Raw genomic sequence first — 16,510 nt, 5'->3', positions numbered from 1 at the left:
CTCGGATTCGTTTGGATATGAATACGACACGCATTGTTGGACGCTCCCCGGCAAAGCTGATAATGTTGTTTAGACAAAAAATAATGAATTCCGGCCATGCCCATCCGAGACACCTCTCCCGTCCGCGCGGCGCAACGCGCCGACGCCGATCCGAGCGAACGCGCGGACGGCCCGTCGCTGATCGCCGTCTGGGGCGAGGACGACGGCAGCAACGCCTACCAGCTCGGCACGCGCGAGGTCGACTGGCACAGCCATCTGCGCGGCCAGGTGTTCTGCGTCGAAAGCGGGTTCGCGCACGTGCGCACGCCGCACGGTTCATGGCTGCTGCCGCCGCATCGCGCGGGCTGGATTCCGCCGGGCGAGCAGCACAAGGTCAGCATCAGCGGCGCGTTGAGCGGCTGGAGCGTCGTGATCGCACCGGCCGCGAGCCGCCGGATGCCCGACCAGCCATGCGTGATCGCGATCAGCGAACTGATGCGCGCGCTCGTGCGGCGCGCGGTGTCGTGGGCCGACCAGGACCGGCTCGACCTCGAGCAGGCGCGCATGAGCGTCGTGCTGCTCGACGAGATGCGCCGCGCGCCGCACGAACCGCTGCACTTGCCGATGCCGCGCGACCGGCGGTTGCTGCGGATCGCCAACGCGATCCTCGGGCAGCCGCACGACAGCCGGACGCTCGACGCGTGGGCCGAATGGGCCGGGCTGTCCGCCCGCACGCTGAGCCGGCTGTTCGTCGCGGAAACCGGCACGAGCTTCGCGCAGTGGCGGCAGCAGGCGCGGCTCACGCATGCGCTCGAACGTCTGGCGAACGGCGACAGCGTCGCCAACATCGCGGACGCGCTCGGCTATGCGACGCCGAGCAATTTCATCGCGATGTTCCGCCGCGCGTTCGGCGATTCGCCCGCGCATTACTTCGCGAAGCGCAAGCAGCCGTAATGCCGCGCGGCATCGCCCGGCCCCCTATCACCCCTGCCAGTACTGCGCGCGCATCGACGTCGCTATAGTCGCCGTGCGACCGGCCGGTCGGTCGCCCAATGTGACTTATGGAGGGTGTCGATGTCGAATGCCGTCGGATCGGACAACACGCCGATCGTCTCCGAGCAGCAGCTCGTCGATCATCTCGCCGCCGGCTGCAAGCCGGCCGCGCAGTTCCGGATCGGTACCGAGCACGAGAAGTTCGTCGTTTCCCGCGCGACGCACGCGGCTGCGCGTTATGAAGGACCGTCCGGCATCGCCGAGGTGCTGGCGCGGCTGCGCGGCGACGGGACGCCGATCGTCGACGCCGGGCACACCGTCGGCGTGATCCAGCGCGACGGCGCCGCGATCTCGCTCGAACCGGCCGGCCAGCTCGAACTGTCGGGGGCGCCGCTCGATACGCTGCACGATACGCACGCCGAACTGCATGCGCACCTCGCCGCGGCGCGTGCGGCATGCGATCCGCTCGGCCTGCGCTGCGTGCCGCTCGGCTTTCACCCTCACCTGTCGCGCGACGCGCTGCCGTGGATGCCCAAGCAGCGCTACGCGATCATGCGGCGCTACATGCCGCGCGTCGGCACGCGCGGGCTCGACATGATGCAGCGCACCTGCACCGTGCAGGTCAACCTCGATTTCGCGTCGGAAAGCGACATGGCGCGCAAGCTGCGCGCGTCGCTCGCGTTGCAGCCGATCGCGACCGCGCTGTTCGCGAATTCGCCGTTCGTCGACGGCCGCCCGTCGGGCCTGCTGTCGACGCGCGCCGACACGTGGCTCGATACCGACGCGGATCGTTGCGGCGTGCCGGCCCTGTTCCTGTCGCGCAGCTTCGGCTTCGAGCGCTACGTGAGCTGGCTGCTCGACAACGTGCCGATGTACTTCGTGCGGCGCGGCGACCGTTATGCGGACGCGACCGGGCATACGTTCCGCGATTTTCTGCGGCGGCGCATTCCGCATCTCGAAGGCGAGATGCCGACGCTGGGCGATTTCGCGGACCATCTGACGACGGTATTCACCGAGGTGCGGCTGAAGCGCTATCTCGAGATGCGCGGCGCCGATGCCGGCTCGCCGGCCATGATGGTCGCGCTGTCCGCGCTCTGGACGGGCCTGCTGTACGATCCGGCCGCGCTGTCGGAAGCCGCGACGCTGGCTGCCGAGATCGACCGCGGTACGCTGCTCGTGCTGCGTCGCGACGTGCCGCGTACCGGGCTCGACACGCCGGCCGGCGGCCGGTCGTTACGCGCGATGGCGGCCGATGCGCTCGCGATCGCGCATCGCGGGCTGCGCGCGCGGGCGCGCAAGGATGCGGCCGGACGCGACGAATCGATGTATCTCGCGCCGCTCGACGACATCGTCGCCGGCGCGCCGACGCAGGCCGAACACTGGCTGGCCCGCTATCGCGACGCGTGGGCCGGCGACGCGACGCGGATCCATGACGAAGCCGCCATCTGAGCGCGTCGCGCCGGGCCGCTCACGCGCAACAGGCGAGCAGCGGCTCGTGCGCGAACTCGGCGCCGAGCGGCAGCGCATGGCCGCGTCGCCGTGTCCGCACGGCGTGCGCGAGCGTCTCGAACAGCTGCGCGGTATCGGCGAACGACAGGCACGCGTCCGTGATGCTCTGCCCGTAGCGCAGCGGCACGCCGGGCACGAGATCCTGCCGCCCTTCGATCAGGTTCGACTCGATCAGCACGCCGACGATGCGCGTATCGCCGGCCGCCACCTGCGCGGCGACTTCCGCGCCGACGGCGAGCTGGTTCCGGTACTGGCGGCGGCTGTTGCCGTGACTGACGTCGATCATCACGCGCGGCGCGACGTGCGCGGCCGTCATCCGCTCGCAGGCGGCATTCACGGCGGCCGCGTCGAAGTTCGGCTCGCGCCCGCCGCGCAGCACGACGTGCGTATGCGGATTGCCGGGCGACGCGCTCGCGCATAGCCGGCCGTCCGCATCGATCGACAGGAAGCGATGCGCGTGCGCCGCCGCGCGCATCGCATCGACGGCGACCTGGACATTGCCGTCGGTGCCGTTCTTGAAGCCGATCGGGATCGGCAGCGACGACGCCAGCTCGCGATGCACCTGCGACTCCACGGTGCGCGCGCCGATCGCGCCCCAGGCGACCAGATCGGCCAGGTAGCGCGGCGACAGCGGATCGAGAAACTCGGTCGCGGCCGGCATCTCCGTGCCGTTGACGTCGCACAGCAGCGTGCGGGCCGTATGCAGGCCGACGTCGATCCGGTCGCTGCCGTCCAGCAACGGATCGTTGATCAGCCCCTTCCAGCCGACCGTCGTGCGCGGCTTCTCGAAATACACGCGCATCACGATTTCCAGCTCGTCCGCAAAGCGCGCGCGTTGCAGCGCGAGCCGTGCCGCGTAGTCGCGCGCGGCGTCCGGATCGTGTATCGAGCACGGGCCGGCGATGACCACGAGCCGGTCGTCCGCGCCGTCGAGCACGTCGACGATCGCGCGGCGGGTCGCATGAACGGTGCGCGACGCGCGCCACGCCGGCGGCAGCGCGCCGGCGAGATCCGCAGGGGACGGCAAGCGCGGCACGGCGTCGCGGTTGGTCGTCCAGGCGTTTGCATGCATGGGGACTGCCCTCCTGTCGATAATGAACGGGATTTTTTACTACAGCGCGACTGTATTGAATGGCGCTTTCCATGCGCAACTAACATATTTATCAGTTTCTCATTCATAACCTTATGAATGAGAAGAATAAGAGTCGGATTCGATAATCGAGGGGCCGGGTGCGAGCCCGTTTGCGGCGTTGCGGGAGCCGTGTGTTAATCGGGTTTCATTCGAAAATGCGGATGTGATATTGCAGAGCGGAATGCAGGCTGGTGCGACTTTCCGCCACGCGTCGCTATTCGTTCTGATAGTGGCGGCTCGATAGTCGTTCGATTAATTTTCGGATGCCCGACAGGCCATTCGGGCTCGAAAATATAAATCAACCCAGTCATTGCGGAGAGTCACCATGTCGAAACGACATTACGAAACCCCCATTCACGTCAAGTATCGCGATACGGATTCGATGGGGCATGTGAGCAGCCCCGTCTATTACGACTACCTGCAGCATTCGTATCTCTGCTACATGTTCGACCTGCTCGGCCTGCCCCGCAGCGAGAAGCTGCCGCACATCATGGTGAAGACGCAGTGCGAGTACCTCGCGCCGGCGCAATTCGGCGACAACCTGACCATCCGCTCGAGCATCGTGCGCTTCGGCAGCAAGAGCTTCGATCTCGAACACCTGATGGAGCGCGACGATCGGACCATCGTCGCGCGCGGCGTGTCGACGCACGTGATGTTCGATTACGTGAACAACACGACGCTGCCGGTGCCCGACGAATTCAAGACGCGCGTGCTCGAATTCCAGGGATCGCTGTGATGCGTGCGCACCCGTTCGGGAGCAATACATGAGCTGCGCGGTGGCGCGCGCCCGGCGCCGGATCGGCGCGATCGTGGAGCGGCGGGACGATCGCGCGATCGTGATCGTCCGGCATGCGGCGCAGGCGTTGCTCGAGCCGGCTGCGCTCGAGCGGCACCGTGCGCTCGCGTACCGCCACGAGGACGAGCTCGAGGTGCTGCTGCAGCCGTGCGGTGGCGCGCACGACGGCGTGCGGACGCTGCTCGGCCGGCTGCGGGATGCCGGCGTGGCCGTGGCGCTCGATGCGGCGACGGTCACCCACGATGCGTCGCTGCTCGAATTCGCGAGCTGGGTCACACGATGTACGACGCACGACGGCTCGGCGACGGCCCCCGACGACGCGGCCGTGCCGGGCGGTGCGCTGCTCTCCGGGCTGGTCGTGCGATGGCGCGATCTGCACGGCAGGTGGCGGCGGACCGAGCGCGATGCCGAAGCGGAACGCACGCCTCGGACCATCGCGGCGGATGCAGCCGAGCACATCGCAGCCGGCGATCCGGACGAGCCGATACTCGGCGCGCTGCTCGACGCCGACGACGCGTCGACCGGTGCGGCGCTCGACACGCTGTCGGATGCGGTGCGCGCGCGACGGATCTGCCTGGCGACGCGGGCGCGCTGGCCGCTCGCGCGACGGTTATGAACACCGCCGTCGCGACGACGGGCGGGCGCGCGTTTCTGGTCGGCATGATGGGCGCGGGCAAGTCGACGCTTGGCCGCGCGCTCGCGGCTTCGCTAGGCTGGGCGTTCGCCGACAGCGACGACGAGATCGAGCGGCGCACGGGCCGCTCGATCGCCGCGCTGTTCGACCTGGTCGGCGAAGGCGGCTTTCGGCTGCTGGAAACGCAGATCGTCGACGAGCTGACGCAGCACGCGAACGTGGTCGTGGCGACCGGCGGGGGCGCGGTCCTGAATCCGCGCACCCGCGCCCGCCTGAGCGAACGCGGCAGTGTGATCTATCTGCATGCGGACCCCGATGTGCTGTGGCGCCGTACGCGCGACGACGCGCGGCGGCGGCCGCTGCTGCAGGCGGGCGAGCCGCGGCAGACGCTCGCCGCGCTGTACCGGATGCGCGACCCGCTGTATCGCGAATGCGCGCATGCGCTGGTCGATACGACCGCACACGGCGTCGCGCGTGCAACGGCGGAGGTGTTGACGCTGCTGTTTGCGCGGATGAATGGGCCGGTGTGATGGCGCGTTCACTTCCCTGCCCTTCGAATCGGCCGCACGCTCGACGCCATACGCGTTTTTGAAACGGCAAGTTTGGATTCTACATAGTGCTATTGTGATAAGAAAAGTTATCCGGATAGAGGCATTGTTTTATCCAACTGCGTGTTCCGCGACAGAAGGTGCAGGTCATCAAACCACCGGAAAATCGGTTCCCTCGCGAGCTCTCGCCACGTTTCGACATTCACTCGCGGCGATCACCTTGCCGAGCGCCCGAACCCTATCGGCCAAGAACCACATCGGCGAAACCGCATCGTCTGGCTGGCGGCCGTGGCTCATTGGGGGCGAAATCGTCTGAAAGCCTTGCCAGGCAAGGCGCTACCCGTTTCAGATACATTGAAATACAAAATATCGCATGCGATTTAATCGAATCCGCTTGACGTGGGCGGTCGTCAAGCGGAAACTGCATCGCATGCGATCGAATCGCATCTGACACAAACCCCAAACTGACGGAGCAAACGATGAGCAAGATCGACAAAGTGCTGTACACGGGCAAGACGCATACGACTTCCGGCGGTCGCGACGGCGCGGCGCGCAGTTCCGACGGCCGCCTCGACATCCAGTTGTCGTCGCCGGGCAGCGCCGGCACCGGCACCAACCCGGAACAACTGTTCGCCGCAGGCTGGTCGGCCTGCTTCATCGGCGCGATGCAGCTTGCGGCGCGTGCCGAGAAGGTGACGCTGCCGGCCGATCTCGCGGTCGACGCCGAAGTGGATCTCGGCACGGCGGGCAACGCGTACTTCCTGCAGGCCCGCTTGAACGTGAGCGTGCCGGGGCTCGAGCGCGACGTCGCGCAACGCATCGTCGACGCCGCACACCAGACCTGCCCGTATTCGAAGGCGACGCGCGGCAACATCGACGTCGACATCCGGATCGCCTGAACGTTGCATCGGGCGGCCGAGCGCCGCCCTCCCGAATTCCCGATTCCTTTTCCATCGAGGTGAAAAAATGAAGACCCAATTGATCGCTGCCCTGCTCGTCGCTGTTTCGTCCGCCGTTGCCGCTCCGGCGTTTGCCAATGAAGCCGCCGTGACGCGTGCGCAGGTGCGCGCCGAACTCGCGCAGCTTCAACAGGCCGGCTATCCGCTGAACCGCGCGACCGACGCCACCTACCCGAACGATCTGCAGGCCGCACTGACGCAGATCCACGCTGACGATGCCGTCGCGGCCAACGCACCGGCTGCCGGCTACGGCAGCAACGGCGACGCCGCGACGCAATCCGGCCGCCGATATGTCGCAAGCGTGGCCGAGCGCTCGGTGTACTTCGGTCATTGAGCACCACGCCGGTACGTGAACTCCGAGTCCTTTTATCCCTGATTCCATTTTGTCGAGGTGAATGATGAAAACCCAATTGATCGCCGCCCTTCTCGTCGCCGTTTCCGCTTCCGTCGCCGCACCGGCGTTTGCCGACGCAGCCGTCGTGTCCCGCGCGCAAGTACGCGCCGAACTCGTCCAGCTCGAACAAGCCGGCTACCGGCCGGGCCGCGCGAACGATCCGCATTACCCGGCCGACCTGCAGGCCGCGTTGACGCGCATTCACGCCAGCGACGCGGTGGCGGCCGATGCGTCGGCATCCGGTTACGGCAACGATGCCGCCGCCGCGACGCAGTCGGGCAGCCGCCCGGCGACGCGTATCGCCGAACGCTCGATCTACTTCGGCCATTGAACGAACGCGCGGACGACGCCGATGGCCGGCGTGCGGCGCGCGCCCTGAATTCCTGAATCCCTGTCGAGGTGAATGATGAAGACCCCACTGATTGCCGCCCTCCTCGTTGCCGTGTCGGCCGCCGTCGCCGCGCCGGCTTTTGCCAGCGAAAGCACCGTCACGCGTGCGCAGGTGCGCGCGGAACTGGCCGCGTTGCAGCAAGCCGGCTACCAGCCGAATCGCCCCAACGATCCGAATTACCCGGACAATATCCAGGCGGCGCTGAAACGGATTCGCGACGACGGCGCCGTCGCGGCCGATACGCAGACAGCCGGTTACGGCAGCGATGCCGGCGGCGTCACGCAGTCCGGCAGCCGAAACACGCTGCGCACCGCCGAGCGATCGATCTATTTCGGACATTGAACGCGGTACCGCGAATTCGGTCGCTGGAGTCCGCCATATAAAGCGCATGCGATATAATCGTGTGCGCTTTTTTCATGTTGCCTGAGTCTGCGTGGACAGTGCTACCTGCCCGGCCCATCCAGGATTATTCTGTGCGGCATTCCATCTTCCACCAAGGAGCCGCCGATGCCGGACGCCGTGACCGGAAACACGACAGGCGATGCGCACGTGCTCGACCGGGTCGTCTGGAATGCGCTCGCGGGCAGGCAGCGCCGTTTTGCGCTCGGCGACGGCCGTGCGCGGCGGTTCCCGGCGGCCATCGCGCCGTTTGCCGCGATCGACGACACGAGCCCGGCGTCGTTCGACGCACTGCGCGGGCTGATCGCCGCACACGGGCCGGCGGCGCTCGTCACGCCGGACGAAATGGAGCCGCCGGCGGGACTGTCGGCGATTCGGCGCGCGACGTTGCTTCAAATGATTTGGCAACGGACGTTCGACCCGGCACACGAATCGGAACATGTTCCGCTGGGCGAAGCCGACGTGCCGGACATGCTCGCGCTGACCGCCGCCGCGCAGCCGGGCCCGTTCGGCCCGCGCACGTTCGAGCTCGGCCACTACATCGGCGTACGCAGCGAAGGCCGGCTGGCCGCGATGGCCGGCCAGCGGATGCAGGTGGACGGATTTACCGAGATCAGCGCCGTCTGCGTCGATGCCGCGTTTCGGCGGCAGGGGCTGGCGGCGCGGCTGATCCGGTCGTTGATCGCGACGATCGGTGCGCGTGCGGAAACGCCTTTCCTGCACGTCCTCACGACGAACCAGGTGGCGATCGAGCGCTATCTCGCGCTGGGTTTCGTCGTCCGTCGCGAGATGCACCTGCTGGTGCTGGAGGATGCGCACGCATGACGACGCGGCCGGCGCGATTCACGCGCCGGCCGCTTGCGGTGCCTGGGGGTTTTTATGCGTCGGTCGACCGGATCAGGTTGCCGCGCAGCGTGACGATCGCCTTCTGCACTTTCGCGAACTCGTCCGGCTTCAGCCCGGTCGCTTCGACCAGGTTCATGTCGAGCCCTTTCTCGCGCACGCGGCGCCCGCTTTTCGTCAGGCTGACGAGCACCTGACGCTCGTCGGACGGATCGCGGTGCCGCTCCAGATAGCCCATTGCCTCGAGCTTCTTCAGGATCGGCGTCAGTGTGTTGGATTCGAGGAACAGTTTCTCGCCGAGCTGGCCGACGGTCTGGTTGTCCTGCTCCCACAGCGCAATGATCGTGATGTATTGCGTATACGTGAGGCCGAGCTCGTCGAGGATCGGCTTGTACGCCTTGCCGAACGCGAGGTTCGCCGAGTAGATTGCAAAGCACAGGAACTCGGACAGCTTCGGCGCGGCAGGCGACGGGGTTTCGGTCGGTTTCATGGACTTCCTCCAGCGACACGAACGGTCGCACACAACCGCATTATATATCGCATGCGATCTTATCGGAAGCATGATAATCGGGGCCGATCGGCTGACGCGCGAAGCGCTCAGCCCGGCTTGCGGCGCTTGCCGGTTTGCTGACGGCTCACCGACAGCAACGTGCACTGCACCGGATGCGCGATTTCGGTCGCGAGGCCGCCCGCGGCAAACAGCAGGATCATCAGCCAGCGTTTCATGCGTCCTCCACGACCGACAGGCTCGCGCCATCGGCGACCGTCGCGTCGAGCGCGTACGGATCGACGCCGTCGAGGCAACCAAGGTTGACGCGCCAGCAGGCCGGATCCTTGCGGGTCTGGTGAAACGGATAGACGCCGCAGCCGCTGCAGAAGTAGTGACGCGCGGTGTGCGTGTTGAAGCGATAGCACGTCAATGCGTCCTCGCCTTCGACGATCGTCAGATTGGCGGCGGCGAACATCGGGCTCATCAGCGCGCCGCGCCGGCGGCACAGGCTGCAGTTGCAGCGGATGGCCGGCGCAATGGCCGTCGTGACTTCGAATTTGACGGCCCCGCAATGGCAGGACCCCTTGAACCAGGTTGCAGACATGATGGACTCCGGAAGAGGTCATGCCTGCTTTATAGCGAACCCGCGCGCGGGCGGTGTATCGCACTGTATCGATGGTCGGCGCGGATACAGGACATTGCAAATCGGCGGCTCGTGCGGTCTGTCCAGCACGCGTTGTAACCGCTCGATTGCCGTGCGCGTGTTTCATGGAACGGCGTTCGTGCCGGCCGATTGAGCACGACCGTGTGGCCGTCGGCGGCGGTTGCGCCGGCGACCACGCAACCGGCGTCATGGTTTTCCCGGACCGCCGGATGGTGCGAGTGCCCATCGTTTTCGATACGCGCCCGCCCGCCACGCAGGCTGCAACGGCCTGCCGCGCGAATCCTGGCCACCGCGCGTGCCCTACCCTTTCTGCCCAGGAAACGAGGCTTGAGACATCCTCAATTATCACGTGCTGCCGATTTGCCCACCATGTGTTGGACGATCGGCACAGCCCGCATGGCCGGCGCTTGCGCGAGCCAGGCGATGCCTGTCGTCGCGCCGCGCGGCCGACGCGTTACGCCGGTCGCGAACGGCCAGAGCCTCGCGCCACCGCATATCGATAATCAGGAGACACCATGAACAGCCAATCCCTCGACCTCGACGGCCACGCGGGTGGACCCGCGTCCGCCCGACCGCCGGCCGCCTCCGCAGGCGCCGGCGTCGACGCAGCGGCCCTCCCCGGCTGCCGCGTCACGCTCGGCGATTTCATGGACGATCTGCCGGTCGGTGCGTTGCATCGATTCGTCGTCTGGGTGATCGGCATCGGGTTGTTCTTCGACATGTACGAGATCTTTCTCGTCAGTACGATCGGCTCCGCGTTGCAACACGAATACGGGCTGAGCCGGCAAAGCGCCGATTTCAAGCTGCTGCTGGCGTCCGCGTTCATCGGCATGTTCGTCGGCGCGATGTGCCTGGGCAGCCTGGCCGACCGTATCGGCCGGCGCAAGGCGTTCCTGCTCACGCTCGGGTGGTACAGCGCGTTCTCGCTGGTCGGTGCGTTTTCGGTGAATGCCGACATGCTCGTGGCATGCCGCTTCCTGACCGGCATCGGCGTCGGCGCGATCTATCCGGTCGCCGACAGCTTCCTGTCCGAAATCCTGCCGAAGGACAAGCGCGGCCGGCTCGCCGCGTGGGCCTATACGACTTCGTATGTCGCGGTGCCGCTCGTGGGCTTTCTCGCGCTGTGGCTGAACCCGTTGCATGTGGCGGGCGTCGCCGGCTGGCGCATCATTCTCGCGATCGGCAGCCTTGGCGCCGTGTACGTGCTGTTCGTCCAGCACCGGCTGCCGGAAAGTCCGCGCTGGCTGCTCGCGCAAGGCCGCACGGCCGACGCGCATGCGGCGCTGCGGCGTTTCGCGGAAAGCGCCGGCGTGCGCGTGCCCGAACACTTCGCGGAACCGACCGAACCGCAGCGGCCGCTCGGGCTGGGCGAGCGCATCGCGCTGCTGCGCCGCCAACCGTATGGCGCGCGCTACCTGATGCTCGCAATCTTTCACCTGTTCCAGGGTTTCGGCTATTACGGGTTCGGCACGCTGGCCGGCACGGTCGTGAAGAGCCGCGGCTTCGACGTGACGGACAGCACGCTATTCATCGCACTATCGTTCATCGGCTACCCGATCGGCTCGCTGTTGTCGATTCCGCTGCTCAACTGGATCGAGCGCCGCACGCTCGTGATCGTATCGATCCTGTCGATCGCGGTGTTCGGGCTGTGCTTCGCGTATTCGGGCAATACCGTGCTGATCGTCGGCTTCGGGTTCCTGACGACGTGCGCGTCGAACGTGTTCAGCAACGCGTATCACGTGTACCAGGCCGAGATCTTCCCGGCGCGCGTGCGCTCGACTGCGATCGGCAGCACCTATGCGCTGTCGCGCATCGTCAGCGGCGCGCTGCCGTTCGTGTTGCTGCCGGTACTCGTCAATTACGGCGCGGGCGCGATGTTCGGCGTGATCTCGGCCGCGCTCGGGATCGTCGCCGTCACGCTGCGCGTGCTGGGGCCGCTGACCACGCGGCGTAGCCAGGATGAGATCAATCCGGTTTGACGCGGCGATCGGCGCGGAGCGCACGGGCGCATGCCCGTGCGTCGCCGCTTCATCGCACCCCTCGCATTCACCGCGCCGACATGAAATCGAACAGCTTCGCGACGTCGGTCGTCAGCACCGTGTCGGCTTTCACGCCGACCCACAGCGTGCGCGTCGCCCACGTATCGTCGAGCGTCACGACACCGAGCCGCGCCGCGCGCTCGCGGGTCACCGCGTCGCGCGGCAGCACGCCGATGCCGAGGCCGGCCTCGATCATCCGGCTCACGCCGTCGAAATTCGATACCTGGATCCGCAGCTTCAGCGAGCGCTCGGCCGCGAACGCGGCGTCGGTCATCCGTGCGAGCAGCGAGCTGCCGTCGCTCAATCCCACGTAGTCCTCGTCGAGCGTATCCGCGAAGCGGATGCTGTCCCGCGCGGCGAACCGGTGCGTGCGCGGCACGAGCAGCACGAGCTCGTCGCGCCGGTACAGCCGCCGGTCGATGCCGGGCGCCGGCACGTTGTCGGCGAATACGCCGAGATCGGCCTTGCCCGACGCGAGCGCGTCGACGATCTCGTGGCTCAGCCGCTCCTCGAGACTGACCTTGATGCCGGGGTTGTCGGTGAGGAACGCGGCAAGATCGGCGGGCAGGAACTGCACGATCGCGGACGTGTTGGTCCACACGTGGATATGGCCGCGCACGCCGGCGACGTAGTCGCTCATCTCGTGCGCCATCCGGTTCACTTGCTCGATCACTTTCGCCGCATGATCGAGCAGCGCGCGGCCCGCGGGCGTCAGCTCGACGCCGCGCGCATGCCGGACGAACAGCGCGCTGCCGGTCACGCTTTCGAGTTCGGCGATGCGCTTGCTGACCGCGGACAGCGTGAGCTGGCCGTGTTCGGCGGCCCGCGTCAGGCTGCCGTGCTCGGCGACGAGCGCGAACACGCGCAGCGACTGCAGATCGAAATGAAGCGGGTTCACCATGTCGGGATCCTGGAGGGCCGTGCGGATACGCGGTCAGCGCGCCGGCCTGACGCCGATCATACGCCGGGCCTTGCGCGGGCGATACGCACGATATGGCGCGGGCTAACGCGGCGCGATTGCGTGCAATGCGGCGAGCATCGCACCGTCCGGCGTCGCGAGATCGTCGAGCACCGCGAAGTGCTGCATGCCGGGCAGCCACGCGCGGGCGATCCGCTCGCCGGCGGCTTCACATGCCGTCGCGTATTCGTCCGCTTGCCGGATGAGTTCGGGCAGTTCGGCGTCGCCGACCGCGACGACGATCGGTGCGCCCGGTCCGACATGACGCAACGGGCTGTACGCGTCGACCTCCCGCGCGGTGAGCTGCAGCTTGTCGTTCAGGCAGCACAGCGCGATCGGTTCGAGATCGACGAGCGGGCTGATCGCGAGTGCCGACACGACGGCCGGATGCGCGCGATGCATGGCCGTCAGGTGGCCGCCCGCCGAATGGCCGCTCAGGTGGATCGGCCGCCCCGCGGTGCCGAGGCCGTCGGGGTCGGCCGCGAGATGGTCGAGCAGCGCGCCGATCTCGCCGACGATATCGGTCATCGTCGCGACCGGCGCGAGCGTGTATTCGGCCAGCACGACGTCGTAGCCGCACGCAAGCGGCCCGCTCGCCGCATACGCGAAATCCTCCTTCGTGCAGTGTTGCCAGTAGCCGCCGTGGACGAACACGAACAGCGGCGCGTCGGGCTGCCCGCACGGCAGCCAGTCGAAGCGCTGCGCGGGTTGCGCACCGTAACGCAGGTCGCGGCGGCCGGGCGTCGCAGCGTACAGCGCCGCGCTGCGCGCCTGGCATGACGCGAGCAACGCGGGGAAATCGGGAACAGCCTTCGTGTTCAGGTAGGCGGCGTCGAGCGCCGCGCGGTCCATGCCGCGATAGAGGATCGTCATTCGGGAAGCGCCTTGGATCGGGTTGCGGATGCGCGCGGCCGGTTTGTCCGTGCGCGCGGCGAAGGCGACGGCCGGGCCGGCGCCGTTGCACCATTATCCGCAGCGCGGCCGCGCACGGCTATCCGGAATCGGCGGCCGCGGCGCGGGCCTGTCCGTTTTCGGCGAAGGACTGTTGCGTCGTGCGCACGGCGTGCCGGCGCCCCGCGCGGGCGGCCGGACCCGGCAGGTCAGATCGGCTCGGCGATTTCGATCAGGTTCAGGTCGGGATCGCGCACGTAGACCGAGCGGATCTTCTGCGTCGCGCCCGTGCGTTCGACGGGCCCTTCGACGATCGGCCAGTCGACACGCCGCAGGTGCGCGATCACGTCGTCGAGCGGGACCGACGCGATGAAGCACAGATCGAGCGCACCCGGCGCCGGCAGGTGCGCTTTCGGCTCGAATTCCGCGCCACGTACGTGCAGGTTGATCTTCTGGTGACCGAAACGGAACGCGAGCCGGCCCGCGCCGAAGGTTTCGAGCTGCATCTGCAGCACCTCGGTGTAGAAATGCTTCGTCCGCTCCGGATCGACGCAGGTCAGCACGAGATGATCGAGGTGGTCGATCAGCGCCATGGCATTCGCTCCTGTTTCTGTTGACGTTCACGAGAAAGCGCGCTGCGCGGGCATGTCGCCGGCGTCGGCGCGCGGCGGCGGATGAAGGTCCGAGCGGCGTCCGGCCTTCAGGAGCTGGCTCGGCACGTCATGCCCGATCAGCGCGGGCAGCCGCGCCGCCGCGGCGAGCACGGCCGCGAGGTCGATGCCCGTATCGTAGCCGTCGAGTTCGAGCATGTGCACGAGTTCCTCGGTGCACGCGTTACCGGTCGCGCCCGGCGCATACGGGCAGCCGCCGAGCCCGCCGAGCGACGCATCGAAGCGGTCGATGCCGGCGTCGAGCGCCGCAAGGGTGTTCGCGAGCGCCATCCCGCGCGTGTTGTGGAAGTGCAGCGTGAGCTGCAACGCGCGGAAGCGCTCGCGTGCGCGGCGGGACAAATCGCGCACCTGCGACGGAAACGCCATGCCCGTCGTGTCGCACAGCGTGAAGCCGTGCACGCCGAGGTCCGCGAAGCGCTGCATCCACGCGAGCACCGTTTCGGCCGGCACGTCGCCTTCCATCGGGCAGCCCATCGCGGTCGACAGCGACACGTTGATCGCCACCCCCGTGCCGCGCACCGCGTCGATCACGTCGCGCAACTGCGCGAACGACTGCTCGCGCGTCATCCGCAGGTTCGCGCGGTTGTGGCTCTCGCTCATCGACATCACGAGGTTGACCTCGTCGACGCCGCACGACAGCGCGCGCTCGGCGCCGCGCACGTTCGGCACGAGCACCGTATAGACGACGCCCGGCGCGCGCGCGATGCCGTGCATCACGGCCTCCGCGTCGCGCAGCGCGGGAATCGCCTTCGGCGACGTGAACGACGTGACCTCGATCTTCGCGTAGCCACAGGCGCTCAGCGCGTCGACGAGCGCAATCTTGTCGTCGGTGTCGACGAACGCCGCTTCGTTCTGGAAACCGTCGCGGGTCGCGACTTCGTGGATATGGAGTCGTTGCGGATGGCAGGTCATGTCTTCGTCCCGGTGGTTGTTTCAGATCACGCCGCGCGTGCGCCAGTCGTCGCGGGTCGCCGCATCGATGCCGAGCGATTCGAGTACCGCATCGGTATCCGCGCCGAGCGCGGGCGCCGGCCGCTCGATGCGCCCGGGCGTCGCGTCGAGTTTCGGCACGATGCCCGGCACGAGCACGGGTGTGCCGTCGGGCAGCGCGGCGTCGACGATCATGTCGCGCGCTCGGTAGTGCGGATCGGCCGCGATGTCGGCCACGTCGTAGATGCGCCCGGACGGAATGCGTGCGTCGTTCAGCGCGGCGAGCACGTCGTCGAGGTCGTGGCGCGCGCTCCACTCGCCGATCGCCGCATCGATGCGCGCGACCTGCGCGACGCGCCCGTCGTTGTGCGCGAGCGCCGGATCGTTGCCGAGATCGGGCCGCCCGATCAGTTCCATCAGGCGCCGGAAGATGCTGTCGCCGTTGCCGGCGATCAGCGCGTACCGGCCGTCGCGGCAGCGGTACGCGTTGGTCGGCGCGATGCCCGGCAGGCTGCTGCCGGCCGGCTCGCGCACCGCGCCGAACGCCGCATATTCGGGCAGCAGGCTTTCCATCATGTTGAACACCGATTCGTACAGCGCGACGTCGACGACCTGGCCGTTGCCGCCCTGCCGTTCGCGATGGCGCAACGCGAGCAGCACGCCGATCACGCCGTGCAGCGCCGACAGCGAATCGCCGAGCGAGATGCCGACGCGTACCGGTGTGCGGCCCGGCTCGCCGGTCAGGTGGCGCAGGCCGCCCATCGCCTCGGCGATCACGCCGAAGCCGGGGCGGTCGCGATACGGGCCCGTCTGGCCGAAGCCCGACACGCGCAGCATCACGAGCCCGGGGTTGATCGCGGACAGCGCGTCCCAGCCGAGCCCCCAGCCTTCGAGCGTGCCGGGCCGGAAGTTTTCGATCAGCACGTCGGTGTCGGCGACGAGGCGGCGCACGACGTCCTGCCCTTCGGGCGTGCGCAGGTCGAGCGTGAGCGAAGCCTTGTTACGCGACTGCGCGGCCCACCAGACCGACGTGCCGTCGTGCAGCAGCCGCCATTTGCGCAGCGGATCGCCGACGCCGGGCGGCTCGACCTTGATGACGTCTGCGCCGAATTCGGCGAGCATCCGGCCCGCGAACGGCCCGGCGATCAGTTGGCCAAGCTCCAGCACGCGGATGCCGTCCAGGGGGCGTGTCATGACTGTCTCCGATGAAATCGTGTTGTCGACGACAGCGATCATGACGGCGTTCGCGCACCGCGAAAATCGATCGATGGTCAACCAGCCTTTCCGGAA

20 protein-coding genes are annotated in these 16,510 nt (G+C 67.7%); 11 read left to right on the top strand and 9 right to left on the bottom strand.

Features of this window, described 5'->3' with window-relative positions:
- The first annotated feature begins 96 nt into the window (after nt 1-96).
- Both CFB49_RS08980 and CFB49_RS08975 read left to right on the top strand, forming a co-directional pair.
- Nucleotides 97-933: an AraC family transcriptional regulator gene (locus tag CFB49_RS08980; protein WP_089435063.1), complete on the top strand. Its 837-nt coding sequence runs from the start codon at nt 97-99 to the stop codon at nt 931-933.
- A 120-nt stretch (nt 934-1,053) separates the two neighbouring features.
- Nucleotides 1,054-2,421, top strand: coding sequence for a glutamate--cysteine ligase (locus tag CFB49_RS08975; RefSeq protein WP_089491172.1), 1,368 nt, complete (start codon nt 1,054-1,056; stop codon nt 2,419-2,421).
- Between the two features lie 19 nt (nt 2,422-2,440).
- Here CFB49_RS08975 and CFB49_RS08970 read toward each other — a convergent pair whose 3' ends face one another.
- Nucleotides 2,441-3,553, bottom strand: coding sequence for a 3-deoxy-7-phosphoheptulonate synthase (locus tag CFB49_RS08970; RefSeq protein WP_089435062.1), 1,113 nt, complete (start codon nt 3,551-3,553; stop codon nt 2,441-2,443).
- Between the two features lie 385 nt (nt 3,554-3,938).
- Between CFB49_RS08970 and CFB49_RS08965 the strand changes: the two genes are divergently transcribed.
- From CFB49_RS08965 to CFB49_RS08930, 8 genes are all read left to right on the top strand, one after another.
- Complete coding sequence (locus CFB49_RS08965) at nt 3,939-4,349, top strand: acyl-CoA thioesterase (RefSeq protein WP_069620748.1); 411 nt, start codon at nt 3,939-3,941, stop codon at nt 4,347-4,349.
- Between the two features lie 28 nt (nt 4,350-4,377).
- The gene (locus tag CFB49_RS08960) at nt 4,378-5,025 is read left to right on the top strand and encodes a hypothetical protein (RefSeq protein WP_069620747.1); all 648 of its coding nucleotides are present in this window, start codon (nt 4,378-4,380) and stop codon (nt 5,023-5,025) included.
- Nucleotides 5,022-5,573 (top strand): shikimate kinase, encoded by a 552-nt coding sequence (locus CFB49_RS08955; RefSeq protein ID WP_089491171.1) that lies wholly within the window; start codon nt 5,022-5,024, stop codon nt 5,571-5,573. The genes CFB49_RS08960 and CFB49_RS08955 overlap by 4 nt, the downstream gene beginning before the upstream one ends.
- A gap of 497 nt (nt 5,574-6,070) precedes the next feature.
- Nucleotides 6,071-6,490 carry an organic hydroperoxide resistance protein gene (locus tag CFB49_RS08950; protein WP_069620746.1) on the top strand — a complete coding sequence of 140 codons (420 nt, stop codon included), beginning with the start codon at nt 6,071-6,073 and terminating at the stop codon, nt 6,488-6,490.
- A 67-nt stretch (nt 6,491-6,557) separates the two neighbouring features.
- Complete coding sequence (locus CFB49_RS08945; RefSeq protein ID WP_089491170.1) at nt 6,558-6,884, top strand: DUF4148 domain-containing protein; 327 nt, start codon at nt 6,558-6,560, stop codon at nt 6,882-6,884.
- A gap of 64 nt (nt 6,885-6,948) precedes the next feature.
- Nucleotides 6,949-7,275: a DUF4148 domain-containing protein gene (locus tag CFB49_RS08940; protein ID WP_069620744.1), complete on the top strand. Its 327-nt coding sequence runs from the start codon at nt 6,949-6,951 to the stop codon at nt 7,273-7,275.
- A gap of 72 nt (nt 7,276-7,347) precedes the next feature.
- Entirely contained in the window at nt 7,348-7,677 is a 330-nt protein-coding gene (locus CFB49_RS08935; protein WP_089435058.1) for a DUF4148 domain-containing protein, read from the top strand.
- 165 nt (nt 7,678-7,842) lie between these two features.
- Nucleotides 7,843-8,559, top strand: coding sequence for a GNAT family N-acetyltransferase (locus CFB49_RS08930; RefSeq protein WP_069620742.1), 717 nt, complete (start codon nt 7,843-7,845; stop codon nt 8,557-8,559).
- Nucleotides 8,560-8,611: 52 nt separating this feature from the next.
- Here CFB49_RS08930 and CFB49_RS08925 read toward each other — a convergent pair whose 3' ends face one another.
- The 3 genes from CFB49_RS08925 to CFB49_RS08920 form a co-directional block, all read right to left on the bottom strand.
- Nucleotides 8,612-9,067, bottom strand: coding sequence for a MarR family winged helix-turn-helix transcriptional regulator (locus CFB49_RS08925; RefSeq protein ID WP_050012664.1), 456 nt, complete (start codon nt 9,065-9,067; stop codon nt 8,612-8,614).
- Nucleotides 9,068-9,174: 107 nt separating this feature from the next.
- The gene (locus tag CFB49_RS36730; RefSeq protein WP_256122098.1) at nt 9,175-9,303 is read right to left on the bottom strand and encodes a hypothetical protein; all 129 of its coding nucleotides are present in this window, start codon (nt 9,301-9,303) and stop codon (nt 9,175-9,177) included.
- Nucleotides 9,300-9,671 (bottom strand): GFA family protein, encoded by a 372-nt coding sequence (locus CFB49_RS08920; protein WP_089491169.1) that lies wholly within the window; start codon nt 9,669-9,671, stop codon nt 9,300-9,302. Before CFB49_RS08920 ends, CFB49_RS36730 begins: the two co-directional genes overlap by 4 nt.
- 575 nt (nt 9,672-10,246) lie before the next feature.
- Between CFB49_RS08920 and CFB49_RS08910 the strand changes: the two genes are divergently transcribed.
- Entirely contained in the window at nt 10,247-11,710 is a 1,464-nt protein-coding gene (locus tag CFB49_RS08910) for an MFS transporter (protein ID WP_089491167.1), read from the top strand.
- 67 nt (nt 11,711-11,777) lie between these two features.
- On the opposite strand, the gene CFB49_RS08905 is transcribed toward CFB49_RS08910, so the two are convergent.
- From CFB49_RS08905 to CFB49_RS08885, 5 genes are all read right to left on the bottom strand, one after another.
- Complete coding sequence (locus CFB49_RS08905) at nt 11,778-12,671, bottom strand: LysR family transcriptional regulator (protein ID WP_069620739.1); 894 nt, start codon at nt 12,669-12,671, stop codon at nt 11,778-11,780.
- A gap of 102 nt (nt 12,672-12,773) precedes the next feature.
- A complete protein-coding gene (locus tag CFB49_RS08900; protein ID WP_089491166.1) occupies nt 12,774-13,601 on the bottom strand; it encodes an alpha/beta hydrolase in 828 nt (275 codons plus the stop codon).
- Nucleotides 13,602-13,828: 227 nt separating this feature from the next.
- Nucleotides 13,829-14,212: a VOC family protein gene (locus tag CFB49_RS08895; protein ID WP_069620737.1), complete on the bottom strand. Its 384-nt coding sequence runs from the start codon at nt 14,210-14,212 to the stop codon at nt 13,829-13,831.
- Between the two features lie 27 nt (nt 14,213-14,239).
- A complete protein-coding gene (locus CFB49_RS08890) occupies nt 14,240-15,202 on the bottom strand; it encodes a hydroxymethylglutaryl-CoA lyase (RefSeq protein WP_069620736.1) in 963 nt (320 codons plus the stop codon).
- A 21-nt stretch (nt 15,203-15,223) separates the two neighbouring features.
- The gene (locus tag CFB49_RS08885; protein WP_069620735.1) at nt 15,224-16,414 is read right to left on the bottom strand and encodes a CaiB/BaiF CoA transferase family protein; all 1,191 of its coding nucleotides are present in this window, start codon (nt 16,412-16,414) and stop codon (nt 15,224-15,226) included.
- Between the last annotated feature and the right edge of the window lie 96 nt (nt 16,415-16,510).

It is taken from the genome of Burkholderia sp. AU17457 (assembly GCF_002223255.1).
GTDB lineage: Bacteria > Pseudomonadota > Gammaproteobacteria > Burkholderiales > Burkholderiaceae > Burkholderia > Burkholderia sola.
Note: the sequence above shows the minus strand (reverse complement) of the source record. Positions and strands in the feature narration are given on the sequence as shown.

What these genes read in the sequence shown, in the direction of transcription:
- CFB49_RS08980 (WP_089435063.1), top strand. Translation starts at nt 97, where the DNA reads ATGCCCATCCGAGACACCTCTCCCGTCCGCGCGGCGCAACGCGCCGAC.
- CFB49_RS08975 (WP_089491172.1), top strand. Translation starts at nt 1,054, where the DNA reads ATGTCGAATGCCGTCGGATCGGACAACACGCCGATCGTCTCCGAGCAG.
- CFB49_RS08970 (WP_089435062.1), bottom strand. Translation starts at nt 3,553, where the DNA reads ATGCATGCAAACGCCTGGACGACCAACCGCGACGCCGTGCCGCGCTTG.
- CFB49_RS08965 (WP_069620748.1), top strand. Translation starts at nt 3,939, where the DNA reads ATGTCGAAACGACATTACGAAACCCCCATTCACGTCAAGTATCGCGAT.
- CFB49_RS08960 (WP_069620747.1), top strand. Translation starts at nt 4,378, where the DNA reads ATGAGCTGCGCGGTGGCGCGCGCCCGGCGCCGGATCGGCGCGATCGTG.
- CFB49_RS08955 (WP_089491171.1), top strand. Translation starts at nt 5,022, where the DNA reads ATGAACACCGCCGTCGCGACGACGGGCGGGCGCGCGTTTCTGGTCGGC.
- CFB49_RS08950 (WP_069620746.1), top strand. Translation starts at nt 6,071, where the DNA reads ATGAGCAAGATCGACAAAGTGCTGTACACGGGCAAGACGCATACGACT.
- CFB49_RS08945 (WP_089491170.1), top strand. Translation starts at nt 6,558, where the DNA reads ATGAAGACCCAATTGATCGCTGCCCTGCTCGTCGCTGTTTCGTCCGCC.
- CFB49_RS08940 (WP_069620744.1), top strand. Translation starts at nt 6,949, where the DNA reads ATGAAAACCCAATTGATCGCCGCCCTTCTCGTCGCCGTTTCCGCTTCC.
- CFB49_RS08935 (WP_089435058.1), top strand. Translation starts at nt 7,348, where the DNA reads ATGATGAAGACCCCACTGATTGCCGCCCTCCTCGTTGCCGTGTCGGCC.
- CFB49_RS08930 (WP_069620742.1), top strand. Translation starts at nt 7,843, where the DNA reads ATGCCGGACGCCGTGACCGGAAACACGACAGGCGATGCGCACGTGCTC.
- CFB49_RS08925 (WP_050012664.1), bottom strand. Translation starts at nt 9,067, where the DNA reads ATGAAACCGACCGAAACCCCGTCGCCTGCCGCGCCGAAGCTGTCCGAG.
- CFB49_RS36730 (WP_256122098.1), bottom strand. Translation starts at nt 9,303, where the DNA reads ATGAAACGCTGGCTGATGATCCTGCTGTTTGCCGCGGGCGGCCTCGCG.
- CFB49_RS08920 (WP_089491169.1), bottom strand. Translation starts at nt 9,671, where the DNA reads ATGTCTGCAACCTGGTTCAAGGGGTCCTGCCATTGCGGGGCCGTCAAA.
- CFB49_RS08910 (WP_089491167.1), top strand. Translation starts at nt 10,247, where the DNA reads ATGAACAGCCAATCCCTCGACCTCGACGGCCACGCGGGTGGACCCGCG.
- CFB49_RS08905 (WP_069620739.1), bottom strand. Translation starts at nt 12,671, where the DNA reads ATGGTGAACCCGCTTCATTTCGATCTGCAGTCGCTGCGCGTGTTCGCG.
- CFB49_RS08900 (WP_089491166.1), bottom strand. Translation starts at nt 13,601, where the DNA reads ATGACGATCCTCTATCGCGGCATGGACCGCGCGGCGCTCGACGCCGCC.
- CFB49_RS08895 (WP_069620737.1), bottom strand. Translation starts at nt 14,212, where the DNA reads ATGGCGCTGATCGACCACCTCGATCATCTCGTGCTGACCTGCGTCGAT.
- CFB49_RS08890 (WP_069620736.1), bottom strand. Translation starts at nt 15,202, where the DNA reads ATGACCTGCCATCCGCAACGACTCCATATCCACGAAGTCGCGACCCGC.
- CFB49_RS08885 (WP_069620735.1), bottom strand. Translation starts at nt 16,414, where the DNA reads ATGACACGCCCCCTGGACGGCATCCGCGTGCTGGAGCTTGGCCAACTG.